Annotated in this window: 25 protein-coding genes and 1 pseudogene; 19 read left to right on the plus strand and 7 right to left on the minus strand. The window is 38.1% G+C overall.

What is annotated here, in order from left to right; translation table 11 throughout:
* Window positions 1-30: 30 nt before the first annotated feature.
* Window positions 31-1896: a transglycosylase domain-containing protein gene (locus tag PZE06_RS09345; protein ID WP_191963202.1), complete on the minus strand. Its 1866-nt coding sequence runs from the start codon at window positions 1894-1896 to the stop codon at window positions 31-33.
* A 307-nt stretch (window positions 1897-2203) separates the two neighbouring features.
* Here PZE06_RS09345 and kapD point away from each other — a divergent pair, with 307 nt between their 5' ends.
* A complete protein-coding gene (gene kapD, locus PZE06_RS09350) occupies window positions 2204-2824 on the plus strand; it encodes a 3'-5' exonuclease KapD (RefSeq protein ID WP_150915426.1) in 621 nt (206 codons plus the stop codon).
* Window positions 2825-2887: 63 nt separating this feature from the next.
* On the opposite strand, the gene kapB is transcribed toward kapD, so the two are convergent.
* A complete protein-coding gene (gene kapB / locus PZE06_RS09355) occupies window positions 2888-3268 on the minus strand; it encodes a kinase-associated lipoprotein KapB (RefSeq protein WP_150915427.1) in 381 nt (126 codons plus the stop codon).
* Window positions 3269-3390: 122 nt separating this feature from the next.
* Here kapB and PZE06_RS09360 point away from each other — a divergent pair, with 122 nt between their 5' ends.
* On the plus strand, window positions 3391-4092 hold the full coding sequence (locus tag PZE06_RS09360; RefSeq protein WP_150915428.1) for a peptidylprolyl isomerase: 702 nt from the start codon (window positions 3391-3393) through the stop codon (window positions 4090-4092).
* 119 nt (window positions 4093-4211) lie between these two features.
* Entirely contained in the window at window positions 4212-4421 is a 210-nt protein-coding gene (locus tag PZE06_RS09365) for a hypothetical protein (protein WP_150915429.1), read from the plus strand.
* Between the two features lie 82 nt (window positions 4422-4503).
* Here the strand turns inward: PZE06_RS09365 and PZE06_RS09370 are convergent, their stop codons facing one another.
* Window positions 4504-5673, minus strand: a complete 1170-nt coding sequence (locus PZE06_RS09370; protein ID WP_150915430.1) for a MalY/PatB family protein — start codon at window positions 5671-5673, stop codon at window positions 4504-4506.
* Between the two features lie 127 nt (window positions 5674-5800).
* Between PZE06_RS09370 and PZE06_RS09375 the strand changes: the two genes are divergently transcribed.
* The gene (locus PZE06_RS09375; protein WP_191963203.1) at window positions 5801-6055 is read left to right on the plus strand and encodes a DUF1871 family protein; all 255 of its coding nucleotides are present in this window, start codon (window positions 5801-5803) and stop codon (window positions 6053-6055) included.
* A gap of 77 nt (window positions 6056-6132) precedes the next feature.
* Here the strand turns inward: PZE06_RS09375 and PZE06_RS09380 are convergent, their stop codons facing one another.
* Window positions 6133-6996, minus strand: a complete 864-nt coding sequence (locus tag PZE06_RS09380) for an alpha/beta fold hydrolase (RefSeq protein ID WP_150915432.1) — start codon at window positions 6994-6996, stop codon at window positions 6133-6135.
* A gap of 268 nt (window positions 6997-7264) precedes the next feature.
* On the opposite strand from PZE06_RS09380, the gene PZE06_RS09385 reads away from it, so the two are divergent.
* Complete coding sequence (locus tag PZE06_RS09385; protein ID WP_150915433.1) at window positions 7265-7765, plus strand: Lrp/AsnC family transcriptional regulator; 501 nt, start codon at window positions 7265-7267, stop codon at window positions 7763-7765.
* Window positions 7765-8934: an aminotransferase gene (locus PZE06_RS09390; protein ID WP_150915434.1), complete on the plus strand. Its 1170-nt coding sequence runs from the start codon at window positions 7765-7767 to the stop codon at window positions 8932-8934. Before PZE06_RS09385 ends, PZE06_RS09390 begins: the two co-directional genes overlap by 1 nt.
* A 261-nt stretch (window positions 8935-9195) precedes the next feature.
* Here the strand turns inward: PZE06_RS09390 and PZE06_RS09395 are convergent, their stop codons facing one another.
* On the minus strand, window positions 9196-9744 hold the full coding sequence (locus tag PZE06_RS09395) for a hypothetical protein (protein WP_150915435.1): 549 nt from the start codon (window positions 9742-9744) through the stop codon (window positions 9196-9198).
* Window positions 9745-9855: 111 nt separating this feature from the next.
* Between PZE06_RS09395 and PZE06_RS09400 the strand changes: the two genes are divergently transcribed.
* Complete coding sequence (locus PZE06_RS09400) at window positions 9856-10446, plus strand: TetR/AcrR family transcriptional regulator (RefSeq protein ID WP_150915436.1); 591 nt, start codon at window positions 9856-9858, stop codon at window positions 10444-10446.
* A gap of 179 nt (window positions 10447-10625) precedes the next feature.
* Here the strand turns inward: PZE06_RS09400 and PZE06_RS09405 are convergent, their stop codons facing one another.
* Together PZE06_RS09405 and PZE06_RS09410 are read right to left on the minus strand one after the other, a co-directional pair.
* Entirely contained in the window at window positions 10626-10859 is a 234-nt protein-coding gene (locus tag PZE06_RS09405; RefSeq protein WP_095311238.1) for a helix-turn-helix domain-containing protein, read from the minus strand.
* Window positions 10860-11186: 327 nt separating this feature from the next.
* Window positions 11187-12509, minus strand: a pseudogene (locus PZE06_RS09410) (sodium-dependent transporter); the annotation flags it as partial.
* A gap of 900 nt (window positions 12510-13409) precedes the next feature.
* Here PZE06_RS09410 and PZE06_RS09415 point away from each other — a divergent pair.
* From PZE06_RS09415 to PZE06_RS09470, 12 genes are all read left to right on the plus strand, one after another.
* Complete coding sequence (locus tag PZE06_RS09415; protein WP_150915437.1) at window positions 13410-15233, plus strand: polysaccharide biosynthesis protein; 1824 nt, start codon at window positions 13410-13412, stop codon at window positions 15231-15233.
* A 15-nt stretch (window positions 15234-15248) separates the two neighbouring features.
* On the plus strand, window positions 15249-16136 hold the full coding sequence (gene galU, locus PZE06_RS09420; protein ID WP_150915438.1) for a UTP--glucose-1-phosphate uridylyltransferase GalU: 888 nt from the start codon (window positions 15249-15251) through the stop codon (window positions 16134-16136).
* A gap of 201 nt (window positions 16137-16337) precedes the next feature.
* Window positions 16338-17399, plus strand: a complete 1062-nt coding sequence (gene galE, locus PZE06_RS09425; RefSeq protein WP_150915439.1) for a UDP-glucose 4-epimerase GalE — start codon at window positions 16338-16340, stop codon at window positions 17397-17399.
* A gap of 82 nt (window positions 17400-17481) precedes the next feature.
* Window positions 17482-18087: a sugar transferase gene (locus tag PZE06_RS09430; protein ID WP_150915491.1), complete on the plus strand. Its 606-nt coding sequence runs from the start codon at window positions 17482-17484 to the stop codon at window positions 18085-18087.
* A 33-nt stretch (window positions 18088-18120) separates the two neighbouring features.
* A complete protein-coding gene (locus tag PZE06_RS09435) occupies window positions 18121-19281 on the plus strand; it encodes an aminotransferase class I/II-fold pyridoxal phosphate-dependent enzyme (protein WP_275791671.1) in 1161 nt (386 codons plus the stop codon).
* 56 nt (window positions 19282-19337) lie between these two features.
* Window positions 19338-19673: a helix-turn-helix domain-containing protein gene (locus PZE06_RS09440; protein WP_150915441.1), complete on the plus strand. Its 336-nt coding sequence runs from the start codon at window positions 19338-19340 to the stop codon at window positions 19671-19673.
* A 63-nt stretch (window positions 19674-19736) separates the two neighbouring features.
* The gene (locus PZE06_RS09445; protein ID WP_225310658.1) at window positions 19737-20480 is read left to right on the plus strand and encodes a YveK family protein; all 744 of its coding nucleotides are present in this window, start codon (window positions 19737-19739) and stop codon (window positions 20478-20480) included.
* Window positions 20458-21144, plus strand: coding sequence for a CpsD/CapB family tyrosine-protein kinase (locus PZE06_RS09450; protein ID WP_275791672.1), 687 nt, complete (start codon window positions 20458-20460; stop codon window positions 21142-21144). Before PZE06_RS09445 ends, PZE06_RS09450 begins: the two co-directional genes overlap by 23 nt.
* Window positions 21145-21170: 26 nt before the next feature.
* Window positions 21171-21935 carry a tyrosine-protein phosphatase gene (locus PZE06_RS09455; RefSeq protein ID WP_150915443.1) on the plus strand — a complete coding sequence of 255 codons (765 nt, stop codon included), beginning with the start codon at window positions 21171-21173 and terminating at the stop codon, window positions 21933-21935.
* Window positions 21936-21988: 53 nt separating this feature from the next.
* Window positions 21989-23149: a glycosyltransferase family 4 protein gene (locus PZE06_RS09460; protein ID WP_150915444.1), complete on the plus strand. Its 1161-nt coding sequence runs from the start codon at window positions 21989-21991 to the stop codon at window positions 23147-23149.
* Window positions 23146-24228, plus strand: a complete 1083-nt coding sequence (locus tag PZE06_RS09465) for a glycosyltransferase (RefSeq protein WP_150915445.1) — start codon at window positions 23146-23148, stop codon at window positions 24226-24228. Before PZE06_RS09460 ends, PZE06_RS09465 begins: the two co-directional genes overlap by 4 nt.
* Window positions 24221-25315 (plus strand): glycosyltransferase, encoded by a 1095-nt coding sequence (locus PZE06_RS09470; protein ID WP_150915446.1) that lies wholly within the window; start codon window positions 24221-24223, stop codon window positions 25313-25315. The genes PZE06_RS09465 and PZE06_RS09470 overlap by 8 nt, the downstream gene beginning before the upstream one ends.
* The last annotated feature ends 588 nt before the right edge of the window (window positions 25316-25903 follow it).

A 25903-nucleotide genomic window follows, 5' to 3' on the forward strand; every position in this document is an offset into this window, starting at 1 on the left:
ACCAAAATATATTGGTGTAACCTCTTCCTTTTACTTTATTCCAGAAACGATTTCTTTCCAAATACGTTGATGAGGTGCTGTCGCTTCTACATATTTGATATCGGAGGGAGTATCCTTCCCAATCCAGACACCAGCCGTTGCTGTATCGGTTAATCCAATGAACCAAAAGTCATAATAATCATTGGTTGTACCTGTTTTTCCTCCAATATATGAACTTTGAAAATTGGCTTTTTTGCCTGTACCGGATGTGACAACCTTATTTAAGGCCGTTCGCATTTTCGTTATCGTTGTGAGATTCCATACTTGAACGGGTGTGTCTTCCCAGTGATAAAGGACGTTTCCATTTAAATCAGTAACCTGTCTGATCGCTCTCGCTGGTTGAAAAAACCCCTCCGTCGCAAAGACAGTATAGGCATTTGTTAATTCTAAGGGAGTCATTCCATAAGTAAATCCGCCAATCGCTGACGGTAAGCGATAATCTTCTTCTGTAATCCGTTTAAACTGGAATTTATTCAAGTCCTGGAAGGCGTTTTCAATGCCGGTTTTATTTAAAATCCGCACCGCTGGTGTATTGTAAGAGCGCATAAGCGCCTGTTCTAATGAAACTTTTCCATATGTTCCGCCGCCATAATTTTTCGGGCAATAGCCTTTCACGCAAAAGTCGTCAGCACTGATCATTTCATCAAGTGAAGCGTTCGTTTGATTGATATAAGGTGCGTATACAAGAAGTGGCTTAATTGCTGAGCCCGGTTGTCGATAAGCTTGGAATGCCCGATTAAAATCGTATTTTTGATAATTTTTTCCGCCAACAAGGGCAATGACTTCATGTGCATGGTGATCAATAACAGTGGCAGAGCCTTCAATATCTTTATAAGGGAGATTGCTTTTTACAGCTTGGATAGCCTTTTTTTGGACAGTCGGATCTAATGCAGTCTCGATGATGACACCTGAGGCAAGCACTTCCTCCACTCTTAACTTTAAATCTCGCTTTAGTTTCTCCTGCTGGCTAGGATCTGCTTGTTCGAGCTTACTTTGGAAGCCTTCTGTAGTTGAGATCAGTTCTTTTAATTCAGCTTCTACATAGGTAATATAATCAGGGTATAAATCTGTTCTACTGCGCAATTGAATCTCGATCGATTCTGCTTTCATTGCAACCGCTTCTTCATTGTTGATTACCCCTTCTCGTTCCATCAAATCTATTAATCGTTCTTGTCGTGCTTTTGTCCGATCAAAATGTTTAATAGGATTGTAGAGTGATGGATTGTTTGGGATGGAAGCTAAAAAGGCTTGCTCTGCGGCAGTTAACTCTTCCGTCTTTTTTTGAAAATAGGTATTGGCAGCAGCTTCAATGCCATAGGCACCATTTTGAAAATAGACAGTATTTAAGTAAAGCTCTAAAATGGCATCCTTCGAATAAGTGCGTTCAAGTTGATAGGCATATAAAACTTCACTCAGCTTGCGATTGTAGGATTGCTCATAATTTAAGTATAAATTCCGTGCAAGCTGTTGCGTAATTGTGCTTGCGCCTTCTTCAATCTCATTGGCTGAAATATTGACAGCTAACGCCCTTCCCATAGCCGTTAAATCAAAGCCAGGATGTTCATAAAAATGCTGATCTTCTGATAGAATAAATAAATTTTTAGTGAACTCAGGTATGCGTTCAGAGCTTATGTAGATTCGATTCATCGGCTTATAGATTTCCGAAACGATTTCATTATTACGATCTTTAATATAGCTAGTTTGCGTTAATTGGGTTTCAGCAATATTAATGCGCTCATCTAATATGTGATGGAAGCTTTGAACCTGCCCTGCCTCAGTGGTAACAAGCATGATAAGAAAAATAAAAAAAGGCAAGAGCAATATTATGAAAAAATAGCCGGTGAACATTCGCACCATGTTAATCCATTCCTTTTCAAAAACGTCGGATTTTTTATATTCAAGTTCCAAATTCTAGGACTTACATCATTATATGTCATCTTTATCGAATGTACAATCTAAGAACAAGCTTCTGTAGAAAAGATGTAAAGAGATGTTTTAAAACTTTAGCCTAATTCGTTATCGTACAGAATAAAATCATTGTATGAGGATAGGGATAATAAAAATGTTATCGAAAAGAGTCTCCTTTTTACAGAAAAGTTAAAAAACTAGATTCGAAAAATGCTATAATAAAAAGATAATCATATGCGAAAGGCAGGGGAAATATGTGGTCGATCATCAATATTTGTTTATTGATTTTGAATTTACAATGCCTGAGCGCAGTGTAAAATATAAGGGATTTTATCCGGAAATTATCGAGGTGGGAATTGTAGCTGTTCGAGGAAACCAAGTATATGAAGAGTATTCTTCCTATGTTTTACCAGAGCGATTCCCAATTTTATCTGAACGGTGCAAATCCTTTTTAGGTATTTCGCAGGAACAAGTCGACGCAGGAATTCCGTTTGCAGAATTAGTGAAGAAATTTGAAGAGATTACTGCTGATTCTAAAAAAAATACGATTGTTACTTGGGGAAATATGGACATGAAAGTTTTTCGCAATAGTTGTCAAAAAGGGAGCTATTCATTTCCATTGAAGGGACAAGAAATTGACTTATCGATGGAATATAAACGCTTCTTCGGTGATCAGAATCAAACAGGTTTGTGGAAAGCGGTTGAGGAATACGGAAAGGAAGGGGTTGGAAAGCATCATAGAGCTTTGGATGACGCACTTACAACCTACCATATTTTTAAATTAGTTGAGAAGGACAAGAGGTATTTAAAGAAACATGAACCAACAACAATTGGTGACAGAGTTGATTTCTCAAAACTTTTTAATAATCTCGCATAATAAGCCAAATCGCTCATAAAAGATTTGGCTTATAAACATATGCTTCCTAAAAGGAGGAAAATTTCATTTGAAATAGTCCTTTTCAAGAACTTCAAGATTTTTTATACTTTTTTGAGCCCATAAAGAATCTTCAGCTTGTAATTCTTCCTTCATCTTCGTAACGGCTTCTTTTAAAGACGTAACATATTCTGGTATTTCTCCAGCATAAGGTTTGACCATTTTTATAGGTATATTGGCTTGCTCCCTATAGGCAAGCGCACGCCGTTCATGGAATAACGGCACGTCTATCTCCTTGCCTGAATGGATATCTCCCTGCATTGGGTGCTTAGCTACTGCTAATACCCTCACTAAATATTTATCCCCACGAATATCGGTGATTTCTCCAATATACTTCCCTGTTTTATAAAAGGCTGTCACGGAATCGCCAATTTTGAGTTCAGTCATATACTTGCTCCTTTCCAAATGGTTTAACAATGATTTATCATAATTATGACGGAATGAAGTCAATATCACAATATTTGTGCTAAAAGCATCAATAGATAGATATTTTGTATGGAGGGAATTCAATGAAGAAAGGGCATTATCTAGTTATTGTTCTAGTAGCCGTTCTCTTGTTTGGAACTTATTTTTATTTATTAAAAAGTGGGCAAGATGAAGGTGTTGAGAAAGAAAATGAAACTTTTCCACAGTTGACAACAGAGGTTCTTCCTGGAGAGCGTCTAGTGGAGCTGGAAACATCTATGGGGATAATTAAAATCAAGTTGTTCCCGGAACAGGCGCCAAAAACAGTAGAGAACTTTATCACTCATAGCGAAAATGGCTATTACGATGGCCTTACTTTTCAACGCATTTTGAATGATTTTATGATTCAAGGTGGAGATCCGCTTGGTACAGGCGCAGGTGGTGAAAGCATTTATGGTGAGTTTTTTGAAGATGAAATATCACCGCAGCTTTATAACTTGCGCGGTGCGTTATCGATGGCCAATATGGGGGTGAAAAATACGAATTCAAGTCAGTTTTTCATTGTTCAACGCAAACATGTTGATGAGAATCAAGTAAAAGATTTGGAAAAAGCAAACTATCCACAGAAAATAATAGAAGCGTATAAGGCAAATGGGGGCACACCTTGGTTAGATCAGGCACATACTGTGTTTGGACAGGTAATTGAAGGAATGGATGTGGTTGATAAAATAGCATCTGTACCTGCTGGCTCTCAAGGAAAACCTAATGAGGATGTCTTAATCAAGAAAGTATCCGTTTTACAGTAGTAGTACTGGGACAATTTGTTGCGAATTAATCTGAAATGATGGTGTGACAGGAACTGAACTGCTATAATATTTGAATGGAAGAGGATGGGTGAAAAACTGGATCAGAGAGGAAGTATGTCATGTTTGACTGGACGATTTTATCGCTCTTTTTATATTTTCCTGAGGATAAAACAGAGTATATCCCGGCGGCGATCACATCTGCCATTTTTCTTATTGCGGCTATATTGACGATGCGGTTTATCATGAAAAAGTCGAAACAAGAAGAGGAAAAAACGAAAGCTCTTGAGGAAAAAATGCTTCAGTATTCACAAGAAGATAAGAAAGAATGAAGAATAAAAGGAAGCTAACCTCAATGCTGAGGTTAGCTTCCTTTTATGGTGCTTTAAATTGATTGAGACCTCTTATCTCAATTTAAGTGAAAGCTGTTTTCAAACGTGTCAATCCTTCAACTAGAGTGTCGTGTGTACAAGCTATGTTCATTCGCACGAAACCTTCTCCGCCATGCCCATATTTTGGTCCAGGCTCAAGTCCGAGTTTTCCTTTTTTGATGAGGCGTTCTTTTAGTTCTTCGTCTGACAGACCAAGCTTGCGGCAATCGATCCATAGTAGGTAAGTTCCGTCAGGCTGCATGACAGTAAGATTTGGTAATTCCTTTTCAATGAAGCTCGTTGCTGTTGTGACGTTATTCTGCAAATAAGCTAAAAGCTCCTCTAACCAAACATCACCATATTTATAAGCTGCTTCCATTGCGGTAATTCCAAAAGTATTTAAACTGAAAAATCCAAGCTTATTTTGTACATTTTTAAAGCGATCGCGGATTTCTTTGTTTGGAATAATCGCAGCTGATGCTTGCAAACCAGCTAAATTAAACGTTTTGCTTGGTGCGATACAAGTGATAATCTGTTCTTTGTACCTCTCGTCCAATGAGGCAATTGGTAGATGCTTATTTGGTTTAAACATAAGATCAGAATGGATTTCATCGGATAAAATATAACAGTTATATTGAATACAAAGCTCTGCTATTCTTGTTAATTCATCCTTATTCCAAGCACGTCCACTTGGATTATGGGGATTACAGAGTAGAAACAGTTTCACTCCTTCTTTGAGCTTTTCTTCAAAGTCGGCAAAATCAATTTCATAGCGATTATTCTTCCATTTTAAAGGAGAATTGACGACAACTCGTTCATTATTATCAATCATATTGAAAAAAGGCGTATAAACTGGAGATTGAAGCATCACTTTATCGCCACGGTCCGTAAGTGCTTGAATAGCAATTCCAATCGATGGCACAACACCTGGGCTATAAAGAATCGCTGAATGGTCAATTTCCCAATCATGACGTTTTTTTACCCAAGCTTGAATAGTTTGTGAGACGCTGTCAGGAACATAGGTATAGCCGTAAATTCCATGGTCTAATCTATTTTTTAAGGCCTCTGTGACCTCAAGTGGTGGTTCAAAGTCCATATCTGCTACCCACATTGGTAGAACTTCTTCTGTTCCAAAAACAACGCGATTCATCCCCCATTTAACAGAGGCTGTGTTAAGGCGATCAATTTTCTTATGAAAGTCATAAATTCCCATTGCGGCACCCCGTTTCAATAAATATTAAGTTCATTACTCTTATGATAGAATATTAACCGTAAAATAGAAACTAATTGAGATTGTCTCTTTAAAACAAATACATAATATTTAGGTGATTGATTTGGAAATGATAGAAACAAACATTAAGCTAGTTAAAATCCTAAAGGATTGGGATCCAATTGGTTACGGGGAAGAGTCATATGATCCGGAAATTGCTGATTCGATTGCAGCGGTTCATACTCTTAATGATGAAGGGGAGCTTGCCGAAAAAATTCAAGCGATTTATGAGTTTTCCTTTGAGGAGCTGATTCCGCTCGAACAATGTCAGAAAATCGCTCGAGCATTGCTTACAATTAAAAATGAAGGAGCTTGTTCTATTTAGAGGTGCCTTTTGGACACCTCTAAAATAGTGCTCGTTTGCGGAACTGCTCCCGAGCGAAAAGTTCAATAAAATGAAGGTCATTGATGTTCACTTGTCTTAAGCATGGAACCTTTATCATTCACAATAAAATCTCTAATATGTAGATAAACTTCTGCTGGTCGTTCTTCAGGAACTAAGTGTCCGGTTTCCTCGAATACAATTAAATTTGAATGCTTTAAATCGCGATGAAGTCGTTTGCCGATCTGAAGGGGAACGACTTTGTCCTGCTCTCCCCAAATTAATAGACAGGGAGTGTTAATTTGGTGAAGTTTTTCCTTCGGGAGATCACCTTCCCGATGACGAATTAACCGAGTCAGCCCTTTAAAAATATCATCCTCTAAAAAAGGCCTCATATAACCATGGAACATTTCTTCATCAATTAAAGATTGATTGTAGACAACGTTTTGGAGATTTTTCAATACACCAGAGCGGGCTAAATGTCTTTTGACAATTAAATGAAAGAATGGCAAGTAACTTGCTAAAATTAAGGATTGCTTTGAACGTTCTAAATATCCTGAACTGCAGAGCAGTATCGCTCTTTTGACGAGATTGGGTTGCAAATAGGCAATATTTAAAGAAATTTGGCCGCCCATGGAATGACCGATAACGACAAATTCTTTTACTCCCAATTTTTTTGTAAGTTCAATGATCGATTTAGCCATATTCTCATATGAATAAATAAATTGCGTTGATTTTCCGCTATTTCCAAAGGGAGGAAGATCGACAGAAATGACATTATACTCTTCTTTTAGCAATGGAATTAATCGGCGAAAGCTAAAAGTCGAAGATAAGAATCCATGTATTAAAACGAGCGTAATTGTTGAGGCTTCGTTTTTATAGTATTCATAGTAGAGGTCATTTCCATTAATTTGCTGATGACCTTTATAATGAGGGCTCTCCAACTGAAATTTCCTCCTTCCAATTTAAAGGTAGTGCTTCCATTCTACTGTAATAGTGCTGCATGGCTTTGCTCATACTGCCAGTTCTCAGATCGTAAAATTTCCTCGATGGATTGCATGTTAAATAGCAGACCTATTTTCAATCTGAAATTGATCAACTTATGGATATTTTGCTATAATTTAGTTATTTTATGACGTTTGTATTTAATTTTTATTATTTTGAGTACGAATGTAAATTGCTAGCTATTTTGAAATTAAAGGTGGGTCATGGATGCAGTTAACTGAAAAAGAATTAGAAATTGTAGAAATTCTTGAACAAGATGCTCGAACAAAAATTGTGGATATCGCAAAAATGGTAAATATCAGTGTAAATGAAGCTGAGGCATTAATCAAGAAATTAGAGGAAAGCAATGTGATCGTCCAGTATTCTTCTATAGTTGATTGGTCAAAAATATCTGGACATGAAGGAGTTACAGCGATGATCGATGTCAAGGTTACTCCGAAACGTGGGGTTGGTTTTGATGAAATCGCAGAAAGAATTTATCGTTTTAAAGAAGTGAAGGCATTGTATTTGATGTCTGGCGCATATGATTTATCAGTTATAGTTGAAGGAAAATCGATGAATGAAGTGGCAAACTTTGTTTCCCAAAAATTATCCACATTAGATTCAGTACTCTCTACCACTACCCATTTTATTTTGAAAAAATATAAGCATGATGGCACCATTTTTGAACAAGGTGAAAAAGATAAACGAATTGTGGTGTCACCTTAATGAAGCAAACGAAAACATATTTATCAAAAACTGTGGAAGAATTAAAACCTTCAGGAATCCGCCGTTTTTTCGATCTTGCGGCTGGAATGGAAGGCGTGATTTCCCTTGGTGTTGGAGAACCTGATTTTGTGACATCCTGGTCTGTCAGAGAAGCGGCCATCCTTTCTCTCGAGCAAGGTTATACATCGTATACAGCGAATGCAGGCTTGCTTGAATTAAGAGAAGAAATCGCTGCCTATATGGAGAATAGCTTTGGTCTGCAGTACTCTGCAAGTAATGAAATGATCGTTACGGTGGGAGCTAGCCAAGCGTTAGATATAGCATTAAGAGCAGTCATTGATCCTGGAGATGAGGTCATCGTCATTGAACCGAGCTTTGTTTCCTACATCCCACTTGTCAATTTGGCCGGTGGCAAGGGTGTCACTGTGCAAACGAAAAAGGAAAATGATTTTAAGGTCACACCAGCAGAATTAGAGGAGGTAATCACGCATCGGACGAAGGCGATCATTCTTTGTTCCCCTAATAATCCTACTGGTACAATGCTGAATGAGCAAGATCTCAAGTCCATTGCTTCCGTAGCGAAGAAACATGATTTAGTGATCATTGCTGACGAGATTTACGCAGAGCTTTCATATGATGAAAAATTTGTTAGCTTTGCCGCAATTGAAGAGATGAGAGAGAGGACGATCTTGATTTCTGGTTTCTCGAAAGGCTTTGCAATGACAGGGTGGCGTTTAGGCTTCGTCTGTGCTCCAAAGGAGTTGACTGAGGCAATGCTCAAAATTCACCAATATGCGATGATGTGCGCACCGACAATGGCTCAATTCGCCGCAATTGAAGCATTAAGACATGGCAATGAAGATGTAAACGAGATGAGAAAAAGCTACCGAAGAAGAAGAAATTATTTTGTACAGTCTTTAAATGAGATTGGTCTTGAATGCCATACGCCAGGAGGAGCTTTTTATGCATTTCCATCTATTGAGCGTACAGGGCTCACGTCAGAACAATTTGCTGAAAGATTATTAGTGGAGGAAAAAGTTGCTGTTGTACCTGGAAATGTATTTGGTCAAAGTGGTGAGGGGCATATACGATGTTCTTATGCATCTTCAATGGAACAATTACAGGAATCCATTAAAAGAATGAAGCGTTTTTTAGAGAGAGAATTTTAAATTTTTTTGAGATGCTGTCATGTTAGCGTCTCTTTTTTTGTCGATTTTTGGCGTTTCGCCGATATATTGATTTTTTCGCTGATATATTTGAAAAAACGCCGATATAATCCGATTTTCGCCGATATATTTAAATAATCGCCGATATATCCAAAAGCATTGGATTTAGCGCCTCAGGTTTAAAACTAAATGGGGGAATAAAAAGGCGAAGCTCTCCCAAGTGTGTATCAAAATACTTTTGGGACAGCTTCGTTAGATTGTTTGTTACGCTGATGGAGCTTTTTCTTTTGTAGGCCAAATAAAATTTGAAATGGCAATGAGAAGATCTACAACTAAAACGATCGACCAGATTTGGATAATCCCATTGAACGCTTCTGTTTTTGAAGGAGTATCTATCCAAAAGATCAATCCTACTAATAAGCCGGCCCCAATGATATAGGCGATTAAATGTTTGACCCAGCCTCTGAAATAATGCTTAGCATAATCCATTCCGTATCGTTTCTTTGGTTTTTCCCCTTGTTTAGTTACGTAATATTGAAAGCGTTGATCTGCCCATTCAATCATACTTTTACCAAATGCAATGGAGACCCCTATATAAACAGCAGCAATACCATGTGCTGTGGACGCGACTGCACCCCGATATAAATCAATGCCTGCTGTGATCAACAATATTAAATCAATTAGTGGGGTAAGAGCCAAAAAAAACATCCCTAATCGTTTTAGCTTAAAAATATAACGTGCTACTAATCCAAGAATAATGACAATCCAAAATGCGATCTCACAAAAAACGATCATCCAACCAACAGTACTCAAAGATGCCACTCCTTTATAATACAATTGTATCATTTAAAACAAAGTATAGCATCATCATTAAAATAATACAATCGTATTATAAAAGTGATGTTTTTTTGATACAATAGAGTTATGCCAAAAATAGTTGATCATGAATTAAGAAAAAAGCAAATTGCAGAAGCCTCATGGAGAGTCATTCAAGAACAGGGAATGGAAGGGGCGACAGTTAGGAATATAGCAAAAGAGGCTGGTCTCTCATTAGGTGCTTTACGTCATTATTTTTCTACTCAAGATGAGTTGCTAGAATTTGCTATGAATCTTGTCATTGAAAGAGTTACAAAACGAATTAAAAAAATAGCCCTGAAAGAATTACCTCCAAAAGAAAAAGTCTTACAAATCCTGCTTGAGATTGTCCCAACAGATACTGAATCGATGGCGGAAATGGAAGTATGGTTTTCTTTTGTTGCTTATGCAAGACATAAAGAAGGTTTTGATGCACAGCAGGATCGAATTTATGATGGGATTCGTAACTTAATTCTCTATCTGGACCAAGAGAGGATATTGCGGAAAAATCTTAATAAAGAAATGGAAATGGAAAGATTATATTCGTTAGTAGACGGTACTGCTATGCATGCGTTGCTGGAACCAAAGAGGTTGGGAAAAGACCAGATCTATGAGTTATTTGTTTATCATTTAGATTTGCTCTGTGTTGATGAAGTCTAAAAAACGAGAGAACAGACCAAATTTCGGTCTGTTCTTTGTTTGATTTTTTGTTGAAATTAATTGTCAGCTCATCCCCTAAGTTTGCAAAAAAAGGATGAGCCATTAATCACATTATGAAGCATGCTTATTTTCAAGCTGCTCATAGAAGGTGAGAGAGCTTCGCCAAAAAAGAAATGGTATTATACTTGCTCGAACATTGTACCATTCATTTCATCATTATTTTGTAGTAGTTCTGCTGCTGGTACGTCCAGCACAGTTGAGATTTTCAAAAGTGTCGCTTTTGTAGGAATGTGCTGCCCAGTTTCATATTTTTCAATTCTGGATGTACCAACACGAATTTTTACTGCGAGCTCCTCTTGGGACATATTGGCCCTTTCCCGGTATAGCTTAATGTTATCACCGATGGAACCCATAATTTCACCATCCTTTCCATGACACTTCTATCTATTTATAGTGTATCATGCCAAAGGTTGGTCGACTGTTTTCTTTCGTGAATAATTCTTAACATATTCGTTATGTTATATGATTCTGTTGATTATTGGCTCATTTCGTGAGAAAACAAGGTTTCTCAAGCCTTTTAAGCTATGCTGAAAGATGGCTCGGACTCGATGAAACGCTAGGAGAAAGTTTTCTTCCACGTTTGATCGAATCCGAGCTAAAATGAACCAAAACTGATCAACCATATGGTTTAACACAACCAATTTAAATGGCTACCAGTTTAGTTGATAGCCATCTATTCTTTAAAAGATTCCAATTGAATTTAAGAAGACAAAAATGATGCCGACAGGGACAATGTAACGAATGGTAAAGTACCATATATCAAAGAGAGTACCTAATCCGTGTGTGCCAAGATTGAGCTCTTCTTTAACCATTTGTCTCGGCATGCGATAACCGATGAATAATGAGATAAAGAAGGCACCGAGCGGTAAGCTGATGTTACTGACTAGAAAATCGGCAAAATCAAAAATACTTTTATTAAAAATGCTTATGTCAGCCAGGCTACCGAAAGAAAGCGCACTTGGTACACCAACAATAAAGATGAGAATGCCAGCAAGCCAGGTTGCCTTTTTTCTTTTGCCAGCTTCATTTTTGACACTTGCTGCTACGACAATCTCAAGAATGGAAAAAGCAGATGTTAAGGTCGCAAACAGCAATAAAATTAAGAAAATCGTTAAGAATAATCCGCCATAGGCAATCTCGTTAAAGACAGCTGGGAGAACGACAAAAACAAGCCCTGGTCCTTCCCCAGGCTCAAATCCAAGAGCAAATACTGCTGGGAAGATAACAAGTCCAGCTAATAATGAAATCAAAATATTTAAGCCGACAACGGAAAATGCTGACTTCATCATATTTTCAGTTTTGGCTAAGTAGGAAGCATATGTGACCATAACAGATATCCCTACGCTTAAAGCAAAAAAGGATTGTCCTAAAGCAAGGAGGAATGTCTCCCCAGTAACACTGCTAAAGTCCGGTTTTAATAAGAAAGAGACTCCCTCTAATGCTCCGTCCAAGGTGATCGAGCGAATCGCAAGAATGATAAAAAGAATAAATAATGCTGGCATTAAATACTTATTCGCTTTTTCAATTCCCTTTTGAATGCCACCTTGAACGACCCAGATTGTAATGAGAAGAAAGATCAATTGGGCAATGATGACTTCGGTTGTATTTCCAATTGTATGGTTAAAAAGGTCAACATATCCGGTTGGCGATAATCCAGAAAATGCTCCTGTTATACTTCTCCATAAGTAAGATAAAATCCATCCTCCAACAACACTATAAAAGGATAATAAAATAATGGAAGCGACTACTCCTAAGTATCCGAGTAATTGCCAGGCCGATCCAGGAGCAAGTTGACGATAGGAGCTAACCGCATCTTTTTGTGTACTTCGGCCGATGACAAATTCCGCAATTAAAATGGGCGTTCCAATCAATACGGTAAAAACAATAAAAATTAGGAAAAAAACGGCGCCTCCATTGGTTCCCGCTACATATGGGAATTTCCAAATTGCTCCTAGTCCAATTGCAGACCCAGCAGCAGCTAAAATAAATCCAAGCTTTGATGTCTATTGTTCCTGTTTGTTCATGTTAAACAAATCTCCTTCAATCAATTCATATTTTTCCATGTTACTATGAATTGTCGAAAAAGGGTAGTTTTAAAAAATACATTTCGTGTATATTATGTGATTTTTGCCATTTTGCCGAATTTTCCTGCTCTCTCCCTCCAAAGTTAAAGTTTTATTAAAGAATGGGAAAAGATCACAAAAAACACTTGTGTCGTTCCTTATAAAGGTGTTATAGTTCTTTATATAGAATTTATTCGTTATAAAGAATTGAAAGAAGCGGATTTAACAAGGATTTTTTAAGAATAATCATTATTTTTTCCGTTCGTTCATATTTTTTTTATTATTTCGCTCTTTATAAAGAACTATTTTGGTGATGTCTTCTTGCCAATATCAATGAAGGCACTCGATCATGCTGTGGGTTAGATGAACCTTAGACGCGAGTCGTCGATAGTGTGATGTGAGGATGGGTTAGATGCCCAATCTGATTTTTGTTAAGGAAATTATAAATATCATTGTTATGAATCGCTTTTTAATGAGTGTATCTACGTGAAGCGTAAGCAGCCAAAGCTTACAAACTTCAGGTACAAGTAAAAGGCGGTATATTGATTTTTACAACCTACGATAAGGAGAATCTACGGTGCTTAGCACGATAGGTCTCCTTTGTCGAAAGAACAGGCCCTTTTAAGGTTGTACGGTGAGGAGCACTAAGGAAAGTTTCATCGTAGGAACAATCTGCTTTCCGATTGTTCAGAAGGTGCCCCGTGCTTTAGTGTTTTTGGGCTGTGAGTGATCGAAGTGGTTGATGTTTGGCCGATTGCAAACTCCTTTATGTAAGCAATCGGTTAAATTTATTCATTAGATTTTGTTTAACATAGCCATTTCTGAGAAAGGGGTATAGGGGTGGAATATCGAAAAAGATTGTCGGTTTTTTTCTTTACTGACTCTATTATTGTTATCACGGCATTTTTTATAGGCAGTCATTTAGTCGATTCGAATCTTAATGATAGATCGACAACATTTTTGCTAAGTATCGTGATTTTACTTGTTAGCCATCATTTCTTTAGCTATTTATACAAACTTTATAAAAAAGCATGGATGTATGCGAGCATTGGTGAATTAATAATCGTCTTTAAAACGATTACAAATACATTTCTTTTCGTTTCCTGTTTACAGTTTATGATGTTTCAAGCGATCGATTATCGATTGCTGGTCGTTACCTGGATGCTTCATACGTTGTTGATTGGTGGTTCGCGATTTTGCTGGCGGGTCATTAACAATTCTTATAAACAGGAAGTGGATGATAAAAAACGCACTCTTATTGTTGGGGCAGGTTCGGCAGGAACAATGGTGGCCAGACAATTGCTAAATAATCATTATTGTGAGTTGAAGCCAGTCGCATTTATAGATGATGATGAAAAAAAGCACCAGCTTGATATACTAGGAATTCCAGTATTGGGTGGTAGGGAAAAAATTGAAAAAGTAGTGGAACATTTGGCGGTAGAAACGATTGTGATCGCAATCCCATCACTCGGAAAAAGGGAGCTTAATAAAATTGTTCAGGAATGTGTGAATACGGGGAAAAAGACGCAAACGATCCCAAAATTAGAAGACATCATGACTGGAAAAGTATCAGTCAATCATTTTAGAGATGTTCAAGTAGAAGATTTATTAGGAAGAGAACCGGTACAGTTAGATACGGAAAAAATATCCGAATTTATTATGGGTAAAATCGTATTAATCACTGGCGCCGGAGGATCGATTGGATCCGAAATTTGCCGACAGATTTGCAAATTCACTCCTAAAAAGCTTATTTTACTTGGTCATGGTGAAAATAGCATCTACACAATTATGATGGAATTGAAGGAAATGTATAGACATAAAGAGATAGAGTTTGTGGCGGAAATTGCAGATATTCAAGACGGGGATAAAATGCTGACGATAATGAGTAAGCATCATCCGAATGTAGTCTATCATGCTGCTGCACATAAACATGTTCCATTAATGGAAAGTAATCCTGAAGAAGCCGTGAAGAACAATATCATTGGAACATTGAATGTGGCAAATGCAGCAAAATGGAGTCATGTCGATGAATTTGTCATGATCTCAACGGACAAGGCAGTTAATCCAACAAGCGTAATGGGGGCTAGTAAGCGTCTCGCAGAGATCCTTATTCAAAACATCAATTTGGAAAGCGAGACGAAATTTGTTGCTGTTCGATTTGGAAATGTCTTAGGAAGTAGAGGAAGTGTCATTCCCCTATTTAAAAGGCAAATCCAGCAAGGGGGACCTGTGACCGTTACGCACCCAGATATGGTTCGTTATTTTATGACAATTCCAGAAGCGTCTAGGTTGGTTATTCAGGCTGGAGCATTGGCAAATGGAGGCGAAATCTTTGTACTAGATATGGGTGAACCAGTAAAAATTGTCGAGTTAGCGATGAACTTAATTAAGCTATCGGGAAACTCGGTGGAGGAAATAGGGATCGAATTCACTGGGATGAGGACTGGTGAGAAATTATATGAAGAATTACTTAATCCAAATGAATATAACGAGATTCAAGTATTTCCAAAGATCTATACGGGAAAAACAACAAATTACAATGTTGAGGCAATTATGCAACTCATTAATGAATATCCGCTATTAGACGAAACTACATTAAAGGCACGATTGCTGGAGCTAAGTAATGAGCAGGCAAAGAGCAGCAAAAAATTAGCAGTATTATAGATAGGTGGGATGGAGATGAGAATTAGAAAAGCGATTATTCCAGCTGCAGGGCTTGGTACGAGATTTTTACCAGCGACTAAGGCCCAACCGAAAGAAATGCTTCCAGTTGTTGATAAACCAACGATCCAGTATATTGTGGAGGAAGCAATTCGTTCAGGCATAGAGGATATTATTATTGTCACCGGGCGTGGAAAACGAGCTATTGAGGATCATTTTGATAAATCGTATGAACTGGAAGAAGTACTGCTAAAAAAACATAAATATGAAATGCTTGCCGAAGTTCAAGAAATTTCCAATTTGGCGAATATCCACTATATTAGGCAAAAGGAAGCAAAAGGTTTGGGGGATGCCATTAATTGTGCGAGCCGATTTATTGGAAATGAACCATTTGCTGTGCTTTTAGGAGATGATATTGTTCGCGGGCCAAAGCCTTGTTTGCGGCAGCTAATGGAAGTGTTTGAGCGCTATAGTACCTCCGTAGTTGGTGTTCAAGAGGTAGCACGTGAGGAAGTTAATAAGTACGGGATTATTAATCCTAAAAATGTAGATGGACGCATTATTTCTGTAGGCCATTTAGTTGAAAAGCCTTCTATAAAAAAGGCGCCTTCCAATTATGCGATTTTGGGAAGATATATTCTTCAGCCGGATATTTTTGCGATTTTGTCAGAGCTTCCGCCCGGTGCTGGAGGAGAGATTCAATTAACAGATGCTATTAATCTATTGAATGAAAAGAAAGAAGTTTTAGCGTATGAATTTGAAGGAAAGCGCTATGACCTAGGTGATAAGTTGGGTTTTGTTAAGGCAACGATCGATTTTGCATTAGAACGGGATGAATTAAAAAATGCTGTTTTTGCTTATATACAATCTATGGTAGAAAAACAAAAAGTACTGAACCTGAGTTGATTCTTAATCGGAATATGACTAGGTAAAGTACTTTTTATTTTTTAGGATGGATGCTTTCGTTTCTGCATCGAGTTTCTACTATTGGTATTTTCTAGATGCATGTTGGGAATTTTCTTTCATTTATCCACCATTTGAACTTTGATTGTCCCGATCGTGCCGCAAGCATTTTTTTATATTCTTTAATTTGGAGGTGAAAGGTAATTGGCCATTCTTGTAACAGGTGGAGCCGGCTATATAGGGAGCCATACATGTGTTGAGCTTTTAAATGAAGGATACGATGTCATTGTCATCGATAACTTTGCTAATAGTCATTTGGCAGCCCTTGAAAGGATTTATATGATTACTGGCAAGAACATTAAATTATATACGGTGGATTTAACTGTTCAACATCAAGTAGAAGCTGTGTTTATGGAGAATGAAATCGATGCAGTTATCCATTTTGCCGGTTTAAAAGCAGTGGGAGATTCTGTTAAGGTGCCACTGCGCTATTATGAGAACAATGTGACGGGAACGATCATCCTTTGTAATTTGATGAAAAAATATCATGTGAAAAAGATGGTATTCAGTTCATCAGCTACCGTATATGGTGTTCCAGATTCAGTTCCTATTAAGGAAAACTTCAAACTGAAGCCAGTTAATCCGTACGGGCGAACGAAAATGGTGATTGAGGGAATTTTACAGGATTTATGTAGTTCAGACGAAGAATGGAGCATTTCAATTTTACGCTATTTTAATCCAATAGGTGCTCATGAAAGTGGCCTAATTGGAGAAGACCCTAATGGTATTCCCAATAATATCATGCCGGCTATTTCACAAGTGGCAGTAGGGAAGTTACCCTATTTGAAGGTTTTTGGGAATCAATATCCTACGGTGGATGGGACTGGTATACGTGACTACATACATGTCGTCGATTTAGCTAAAGGGCATCTTAAGGCGTTGGCGCAAACGATTAAAGGGAATGGGATAGAAGCATACAATTTAGGCACGGGTAAGGGATTTAGTGTGCTCGAGTTGGTATTCGCTTTTCAAGCGGTTTCAGGAGTGGAAATTCCTTATCAAATTGTTGAACCTAGGCCAGGGGACATAGCGATCTGCTATGCAAATCCGAATAAGGCTAAACAAATTTTGCATTGGTCTGCTGAGAGGGGAATAAGAGAGATGTGCGAAGATGCCTGGAGATGGCAGTCGAATAATCCAGGGGGATATTCAATCTTCAATGAATTGGAGCAAGAGGACTCCTTACCTTATGTTTATGAAAAATAGGTAACAAAGGCATGATATTTTGCGAATATCACTTTTGTTAAAAGCTAGAAAGAAATGTAGAAGAAATAATGGAAGTGAAATGATGAAAAGAATAGTCGATTTGTTGATTACATTACCGCTAGTGATTGTTGCTGCTCCGTTGATGCTAGTGATCTCGTTTTTTATTAGATGGAAGTTAGGGACACCCATTCTTTTTAAGCAGCAAAGACCCGGTTTAAATGGAAAGCCGTTTCAACTCTATAAATTTCGTTCCATGAGTAATGAAAAAGACCAGACTGGCCAGTTACTGCCCGATCAGCAAAGAATTACACCGTTTGGCATGTTTCTCAGGAGGTATAGTCTTGACGAACTGCCGCAGCTATTCAATGTGATAAAAGGTGATGTAAGTCTTGTTGGTCCAAGACCGTTGCTAATGGAGTATCTCCCTTTGTACTCTGAGAGACAAGCGAAAAGACATTTGGTTAAGCCGGGGATAACAGGATGGGCTCAAGTTAATGGCAGAAATGCGATCACTTGGGAAGAAAAGTTTGAACTTGATGTCTGGTATGTGGAAAACCGTAGCCTTCTACTGGATCTGCGCATTTTATTGCTGACATTTTTAAAAGTTATTTCCTCAGAAAATGTAAGCCTTGATGAAATCGATTTTGAAGGTAGTGCTGATAAGAAAATATCAACGAAGTCAATGTAAGAAATGAAATCATTAGGAAAGGGAGGAGTCACTTTGCTCAACGCAAAGGTAGAAAAGAGAATTCATTTATCTCCGCCCCATATGAGTGGAGAAGAATGGAAATATATTACTGAAGCGTTCCAAAGCAATTGGGTTGCGCCATTAGGGAAAAACGTAGATGAATTTGAAAACGAGATAGCGGCGTATGTTGGAGTAAAGGGAGCGGTTGCTGTAAGCTCAGGGACTGCGGCGCTTCATTTGGCTCTTTCTTTATTACATGTAAAAGCCGGAGATACGGTGTTTTGTTCGAGCTTAACCTTTGTTGCTTCAGCAAATCCAATTTTATATCAAGGAGCTACGCCTATTTTTATCGATTCTGAGCCAGAAACGTGGAATATGTCGCCTCAAGCTTTAGAACAAGCTTTATTTGAGGCTTTTCGTGAAGGCAGGCTGCCAAAGGCTGTCATCATTGTTCATATTTATGGGCAATCAGCAAAGATGGAGGAATTGACAGCGATTTGCTACAAATACGGAGTTCCGATTATCGAAGATGCTGCAGAATCATTAGGTTCATCTTATAAAGGAAAAATGAGTGGGAGCTTTGGTGAGTTTGCCATTTTTTCCTTTAATGGCAACAAAATTATTACAACTTCAGGAGGAGGTATGCTTGTATCCAACAATGTTGAGGCATTAGAAAAGGCGCGGTTTTTGGCAACTCAAGCAAGAGAGCCTGCCAGTCACTATCAGCATAAGGAAATGGGCTACAATTATCGGTTGAGTAATGTATTAGCAGGAATCGGCAGGGGACAGATGGAGGTATTGGAGAAGCGTATACAAAAGAAGCGAGAAATTTTTGCAAAGTACAAACAAGAGCTTGGCCAACTTCCAGGAATCCGATTTATGCCAGAGTTAGAAAACACATGTTCAAATCGCTGGCTAACAGTCTGCCTAATTGATCAAAATGCAGTTGAAAAAAACAGGGATCACCTCCTTAAAGTGTTAACGAATGAAAATATAGAAGCAAGGCCGGTGTGGAAGCCGCTCCATATGCAACCCCTTTTTAATAGAAATAGATTTTATCCTCATGTTCAAGATCATATCATTTCAGAGCAATTATTTTTAAACGGACTTTGTTTGCCTTCGGGAACGAGTATGACTTTAGAGGAACAGATGAGAGTGATTAATTGTATAAAAAATCAATGCTCTAGCTTTTAGTTTGATGAAGTGCTGTTCTACTTTTTAAATTAAATTTATCTTAAAGAGGTTAAAATATGATCGGGAAAAATATCGCAAAAATACGGAAAAAAAGAGGTTATAACCTGTCTGAGTTAGCAGAGTTGTCGAATATTTCGAAGTCATACTTGAGCAATATTGAACGCAATATTAATAACAACCCCTATGTAGAAGTGCTGCAGAGAATTGCCAAAGTCTTAAATGTGGATTTTATGATGTTAATAGAACCAGATTTAAATATAGAATCGCATTTATATAGAGAACAAGAATGGAGTGCTCTCCTGAAAGAGCTTAAGGAATTGGGGATTGAAAAGAATGATATTCGTGAATATCAAACCCTAGTTGAATTTATTAAATGGCAAAATAGCAGATGAGGTTCCTCTAAATTAATCAAGGAGGTAAGACTAGACTGTTTGTCTACTAAATTGGAGGTTACAATGGAGAAATCAATTAGTATGAAGGAGCTTCTTGGAATATTGATAAAGCGCTGGAAATTGATTATCATTCTGACTTTTTTAATGGGAGTAGTGAGCGGAACTGTAACTTATTTTTTGCTCACTCCTAAATATGAAGCATCTACACAAATTTTAGTTAATCAGAAGGATACAATTACCCAATTTGATCCTTCGCAAATGCGAGGGAATGTGGAATTAATTAATACGTACAGCGTAATTATTAAAAGCCCGGTTATTTTGGAGAAAGTGATTGAAAAGCTAAAACTTAGTCAAAATGTAGAAGAGTTAAATCGAAATATTGTTGTGAACAGTGAAGCGGAGTCACAAGTATTTTCCATCACAGTTTCTGATAGTAAACCAGAACGAGCAGTGAGAATAGCGAATACGATTTCAGACACATTTCAACAAGATATAAAGAGCATTATGAATGTGGATAATGTAAATATATTGGCGAAGGCAGAATTAAAGGAAGATCCGATTCCAGTTAGTCCTAAACCACTTATTAATATCGCGATCGGAATCATTTTTGGCATGATGGTGGGAGTAGGTTTAGCTCTCCTTATTGAATATTTGGACAATTCTTTGGAAAGCGTTGATGAAATTGAGGCCTATTTGGGGCTACCTGTGCTTGGCTCGATTCAGAAAATACCGAAGAAAAAGGGGCGGCCAAGAGCTAAATCCAAGAGAACGGGAGTTGATATTATTGAGTCGCAAGTCAAGGGTTAGGGAAAAAAAGAGCGGGATTCCGTTAGTTGCCTATAATTACCCAAGAGAAGTTATTTCTGAGCAATATCGATTAATTAGGACGAATATTTTGTTTGCATCAGTAGATGAAGAAGTAAAATCGATTATGATTACCTCTTCTGAACCAGGGGATGGGAAATCAACAACTGCGGCAAATTTAGCTATCGTCCTTGCGCAGCAAGGAAAAAAAGTATTACTTGTAGATGCAGATTTAAGGAAGCCTAGCATCCACTATTCTTTCCAATTGAGCAATATGTTCGGTTTAACAAGCATATTAACGAAGGATATTGACATTGATGGCGCAGTTTCAAATTCCTATATCGGAAATCTTCAAATTTTAAATAGTGGTCCTATCCCACCTAATCCGTCAGAACTATTAAATTCAAAAGCAATGGAGAACTTAATGAAGGAATTAAACACCCTTTATGATTATGTAATCTATGATACGCCTCCGTTGCTGGTAGTCGCAGATCCGCAAATTATTGCCAATAAGTGTGACGGAACCGTTTTGGTGATTGCAAGTGGAAAAACGCAAAAAGACCGTGCTTTGAAAGCGAAGGAGCTATTAGTGAAAGCAAAATCAAAAATTTTAGGAGTCGTCGTTAATGGCGTGGAATCGATGAAGGATGAGTATTATGGTCGATAGTCTAAAAAACGGGGAGGCATTCATTAGTGATAGATTTACATTGTCATATTATTCCGGATGTTGATGATGGTCCATCACATATCTCACAGTTTTTAGAAATGGCTCACATGGCTGTGGAGCAGGGAGTGACTCATCTATTTGCTACTCCCCATCATTTAAATGGAAGCTATGAAAATCCTAAAAATAAAATTTTGCAAATGACACGTCAATATTCCAATTATCTGGTCGAAGAGAAGATTCCATTGGTGCTACATCCAGGGCAAGAATTGAGAGTTCACCGTGAGATTTTTGAAACCATTGAAAAAGATGAAATGTTAACACTTGATAATCAAGGAAAATATGTATTACTGGAGCTACCTAGCACGAATGTCCCCAATTATCTTCATGAAGTGGTTTATGAATTAAGATTACGGGGGATGACGCCCATTATCCCGCACCCTGAACGAAATGTAAAAATTGTAGAAGAACCGGATTTACTATATGATTTGCTCGCAGAAGGAGCATTAACGCAATTAACCGCTGGAAGCATTCTTGGACAGTTTGGGAAAAAAATAAAGAGCTTCTCGGAAAAATTAATCGAGCATCAATGGACTCATTTTATAGCATCGGATGCCCATAATACGCGCTCTCGAGGCTTTTTTCTCCAGCAAGCGTATGAAGCGCTGACTAAAAAATTTGGCATGGATGCGATCTTTTATTACAAGGAAAATGCAGAACTGCTTTTACGTGGACAAAATATCGTAGCCGAAGAAGCGAAACCGATGCGAAGGAAAATCTTTGGCTTTATTTAGCGGGAAATTGAGGGAAAATCACTACGTTAATCAATCAAGGAGAAGTAAATGATATGAGGAAAATTTTATTCACGGCTACGATAGATGAGCATATATGGTCTTTTCATCTCCCGTATCTTAAATGGTTTAAAGAAAATGGATTTGAAGTTCATATTGCTAGTAGCGGCAAAACGACCATTCCATTTTGTGATCAAAAGTTTCATATCCCTTTTCAGCGCTCCCCTTTTAATTGGTCAAATTGGCAGGCATATAAACAATTAAAAAGGCTTATACACTCTCAGCATTATTCGCTTATCCATTGCCATACACCAATGGGGGGCGCGTTAACAAGGTGGGCGGCGAAAGAAAAAAGAAAGGAAGGGACAGCAGTTGTCTATACAGCGCACGGGTTCCATTTATACAGAGGAGCGCCGTGGATGAACTGGGCGATCTATTATCCAGTTGAAAAATGGCTTTCCCGATATACCGATTGTTTGGTCACGATTAATAACGAGGACTATGTACTAGGGCAAAGGCTTTTGGCAAATCAGGTGAGATTGGTGAATGGTGTAGGCCTTGATTTAAAGAGATTTACTCCGCCGACAAAGACGCAAAAAAGTCAATTGAGAGCGCAATATCATTACTCGGAAAACGATTTTATCTTAATATTCGTGGCGGAGCTTAATGAGAATAAACAGCAAGATCTATTAATACGGATGATCGATAAATTAAAAGCTAAAATTCCGACAATCAAGCTTCTGCTTGTAGGTGATGGGTTACTGCGCGAAAAATATCGAATGCTTGTAGAAAAACATGGGCTTAGGCAGCATGTTTTTTTTCTTGGCTATCGAAGTGATATTGCCGAGCTTCTCTCGCTTTCAGATGTTGCCCTTTCATCTTCCAAAAGAGAAGGACTACCTGTTAATATCATGGAAGCCATGGCAGTAGGGCTACCGGTTGTAGCAACGGATTGCCGAGGCAACCGAGATTTAGTGAAGGATGGAGAGACTGGTTTTTTAATAGCTATTGATGATGTAGAGAAATGTTCTTCCTATGTTGAAGTGCTCTATCATTCTCCCCTTCTTCGAAAAGAAATGGGCGACAAAGGGATGCAATACATGAAGAAGTATTCTTTGCAAGTAATTGAGAAGGAAATGGCTGCGCTCTATTTCGACTTGTTGCAAATGGATAGGGAACAGACTCCATCAACCTTCGGAGAGGTGATTAATGAATGATGCGAGTGCTGCATTTACTTTCAAGTAATAGTTTTTCTGGCGCAGAAAATGTAGTGTGCCAGATTATGAGATTGTTTAGGGGAGAGATTGATATGGTCTATTGTTCTCCCGATGGTCCGATTAAGGTGACACTTCAACAGAAGAAGATTAAATACATACCACTCGAGCGTCTAACTACCGGACAATTAAATAAGGTCATTCATGAATACAAGCCAGATATTATTCACGCCCATGACGTTAGAGCGAGTGTGATTGCTTCTCAGTATTCGAAAAAGGTGATGATTATATCCCATCTCCACTGTAGATTTGTCGAAATGTCCAAAATTACAGTGAAGTCGCTCTTGTATCAGCTTTGTTTAGCGAAATTTAGTCATGTTTTTACCGTTTCCAATAGCATTCGATCAGAATATGTCTTTTCAAAAGCTTTAATGCAAAAATCATCTGTTTTATACAATGCGATTGATGAAAAAGTGATCAAAAAAATGGCTGAACATGAGGAAATTGTGCGTTATGATGGTGTTTTTTTAGGAAGATTCTCATGGCAGAAGAATCCGCAAAGGCTGATTAAAATAATCGGTGAAATTGTAAAAAAGCTTCCTGATGCTCGATTTGTCCTTATTGGAAAGGGGAGTTTACTAGGGGAAGCGAAAGAACTGACCAAGAAATTAAATCTTCAGGATAATATTACTTTTACCGGATATTTATCAAATCCCTTTCCGTATTTGCGAGCATCACGATTTATGCTGATGACCTCCCGTCTAGAAGGAACACCGATGTGTATTTTAGAGGCGATGACATTGGGGATCCCGGTTGTTTCTACTGGAGTAGATGGCATAAAGGAATTGATACAAAACGGAGTAGATGGCTTTTATACAGATGAGGATGCTGAACTGGTCGAGTATGCTTGTCAACTTATTGTAAATGATCGTTTGCGCCATCGTCTTTCGCAAAATGTACTGGAAAAATCCCGCGCTATTAATAATTTGGTTAATTATAAGAAAAAACTTCGTAAAGTGTATCAGTCTCAAGCCTTTTTAGTCCTGAGAGAGAGAAAAAGTATGGTGAGACCACTTGACTAAAATCAATCTCTCCATTGTGATTCCATCTTTACAAACTGGCGGTGCGGAAAGCATGGCCTTTCAGTTGGCAAAAGCGATTAATAAATCCCGCTTCAATTTACAATTTATCTGTCTCTATTCAAGCAGTGGAACGACGTTTGAGCAGGAACTTGAGCGGATTGGAGTGAAGATTGTTTTTCTTGAAAAAGGAATTGGGCTCAATTTACTTACGTTTAGAAAAATGTGGAGGGCGTTAGAAGAGCATCAGACTGAAATTGTTCACAGCCATCTTGGTGCTTGTTTGTACGCCGCACCTTGGACGTTAATGCGCGGTAAGAAATTACTCCATACTGTTCACAACCTTCCAGTTAAGGAATTGCCATCCCTCCATCGAATGGTCTTAAGGGGGATGTTTAAATTGAAAAAAGCCATTCCTGTTTCTATTTCGGACACGATTAGACAGGAAATAAGTCGTTTTTATAGCCTCCATGAAACAGCGGTTCCGCTTGTTTATAATCCAGTTGATCTTCGCCACTATCACTATAAGGAAGAAGAGAAGAGGCAAGAAGCTGAAACCATTAAGTTTGTATGTGTAGCAAGGTTAGCGCCGCAAAAAAACCATAAAATGCTGTTAAAAGCTTTTGCAGCTGTTCAAAGTGAAATGGAAAATACAAGATTAGTATTGGCTGGTGAAGGAACGTTAATGAATCAGCTAAAGTTGCTTTCTGAACAATTAAAAATTAGTGAACGAGTCGATTTTTTAGGCAATGTTGAAAATATTCCAGAGCTTTTAAAAGCATCGGATATTTTTGTATTGGCTTCATCGTATGAAGGACTGCCGCTGACAATTCTAGAAGCAATGGGAGCGCGCCTTCCTGTTATCGCAACGCGCGTTGGTGGTGTTCCAGATATTGTGAAAGAAAATGGTGTACTAATCGAACCAGATCAACCTCATAAATTTGCTGAAGCTATGTTGAAGCTAGCAAAGCATAAAAATTTAAGAGAAAGGATGGGCGAACAAGGATTTTTGATGTCTTCTCAATATGATATCGAAACGATCTCCCATAAGTATGAGCAATTATATATTACGTATTGTTCATCATCTTGAATGATTGTTCCTTTCAAGTGTCTGCCTGCATTGCGAAGCGAAAAAAGAGTTCATATGAAGAGATAGTGTCAAAAATTCTATGGCAACTACTTAGATGTTTAGGTTCTTTCCCATTTATTAGGTGGAAAGGCGACGCAATCGCTCTTGAAAAACACGCCAATGGTTTGTGTTTGAGGTAACAAGGGTGAAGGAAAAAGAAGACATACCAAATAGCTCTTGGCTCTTGGTTCTTTCAATTTTAAACCATTGGCAAGTTCGGTTTGTCAAGAGTTCGCTGACTCCGATTGCTGACCAGCTCAAAACTCAAGGGCTCTGCTAGTGAGGCAGCCTCTGTTGGGTAATCCATTGTTGAGCGAACCCAATGAGTTTAGTCCATCGGGCTGGCATCCTTGGCAAGCCTGATAACTCTGGATGAACAACAGGTACTTTAAGGTTCATGAGGACAAAGAGCGCTGAAAAAAAGCAAAGTGTGTCCTCATAGAGGGTTCATGAGGACAAGGAATTGTGAGAATAGAGCAAGCTTGTTCTCATATTTTGATACTCTTATTTTTGCGTTCCTATGTCTTCGAACTGGTTTCAATGGTTCCC

It is taken from the genome of Robertmurraya sp. DFI.2.37, from assembly GCF_029211245.1.
Taxonomy (GTDB): domain Bacteria; phylum Bacillota; class Bacilli; order Bacillales; family Cytobacillaceae; genus Robertmurraya; species Robertmurraya methanolica_A.

Excerpts from the sequence above, each read along its gene's own strand:
- PZE06_RS09345 (WP_191963202.1), bottom strand. The coding sequence starts at position 1,896 with ATGGTGCGAATGTTCACCGGCTATTTTTTCATAATATTGCTCTTGCCT.
- kapB (WP_150915427.1), bottom strand. The coding sequence starts at position 3,268 with ATGACTGAACTCAAAATTGGCGATTCCGTGACAGCCTTTTATAAAACA.
- PZE06_RS09360 (WP_150915428.1), top strand. The coding sequence starts at position 3,391 with ATGAAGAAAGGGCATTATCTAGTTATTGTTCTAGTAGCCGTTCTCTTG.
- PZE06_RS09365 (WP_150915429.1), top strand. The coding sequence starts at position 4,212 with ATGTTTGACTGGACGATTTTATCGCTCTTTTTATATTTTCCTGAGGAT.
- PZE06_RS09370 (WP_150915430.1), bottom strand. The coding sequence starts at position 5,673 with ATGGGAATTTATGACTTTCATAAGAAAATTGATCGCCTTAACACAGCC.
- PZE06_RS09375 (WP_191963203.1), top strand. The coding sequence starts at position 5,801 with ATGATAGAAACAAACATTAAGCTAGTTAAAATCCTAAAGGATTGGGAT.
- PZE06_RS09385 (WP_150915433.1), top strand. The coding sequence starts at position 7,265 with ATGCAGTTAACTGAAAAAGAATTAGAAATTGTAGAAATTCTTGAACAA.
- PZE06_RS09390 (WP_150915434.1), top strand. The coding sequence starts at position 7,765 with ATGAAGCAAACGAAAACATATTTATCAAAAACTGTGGAAGAATTAAAA.
- PZE06_RS09400 (WP_150915436.1), top strand. The coding sequence starts at position 9,856 with ATGCCAAAAATAGTTGATCATGAATTAAGAAAAAAGCAAATTGCAGAA.
- PZE06_RS09405 (WP_095311238.1), bottom strand. The coding sequence starts at position 10,859 with ATGGGTTCCATCGGTGATAACATTAAGCTATACCGGGAAAGGGCCAAT.
- galU (WP_150915438.1), top strand. The coding sequence starts at position 15,249 with ATGAGAATTAGAAAAGCGATTATTCCAGCTGCAGGGCTTGGTACGAGA.
- PZE06_RS09430 (WP_150915491.1), top strand. The coding sequence starts at position 17,482 with ATGAAAAGAATAGTCGATTTGTTGATTACATTACCGCTAGTGATTGTT.
- PZE06_RS09440 (WP_150915441.1), top strand. The coding sequence starts at position 19,338 with ATGATCGGGAAAAATATCGCAAAAATACGGAAAAAAAGAGGTTATAAC.
- PZE06_RS09445 (WP_225310658.1), top strand. The coding sequence starts at position 19,737 with ATGGAGAAATCAATTAGTATGAAGGAGCTTCTTGGAATATTGATAAAG.
- PZE06_RS09460 (WP_150915444.1), top strand. The coding sequence starts at position 21,989 with ATGAGGAAAATTTTATTCACGGCTACGATAGATGAGCATATATGGTCT.
- PZE06_RS09465 (WP_150915445.1), top strand. The coding sequence starts at position 23,146 with ATGATGCGAGTGCTGCATTTACTTTCAAGTAATAGTTTTTCTGGCGCA.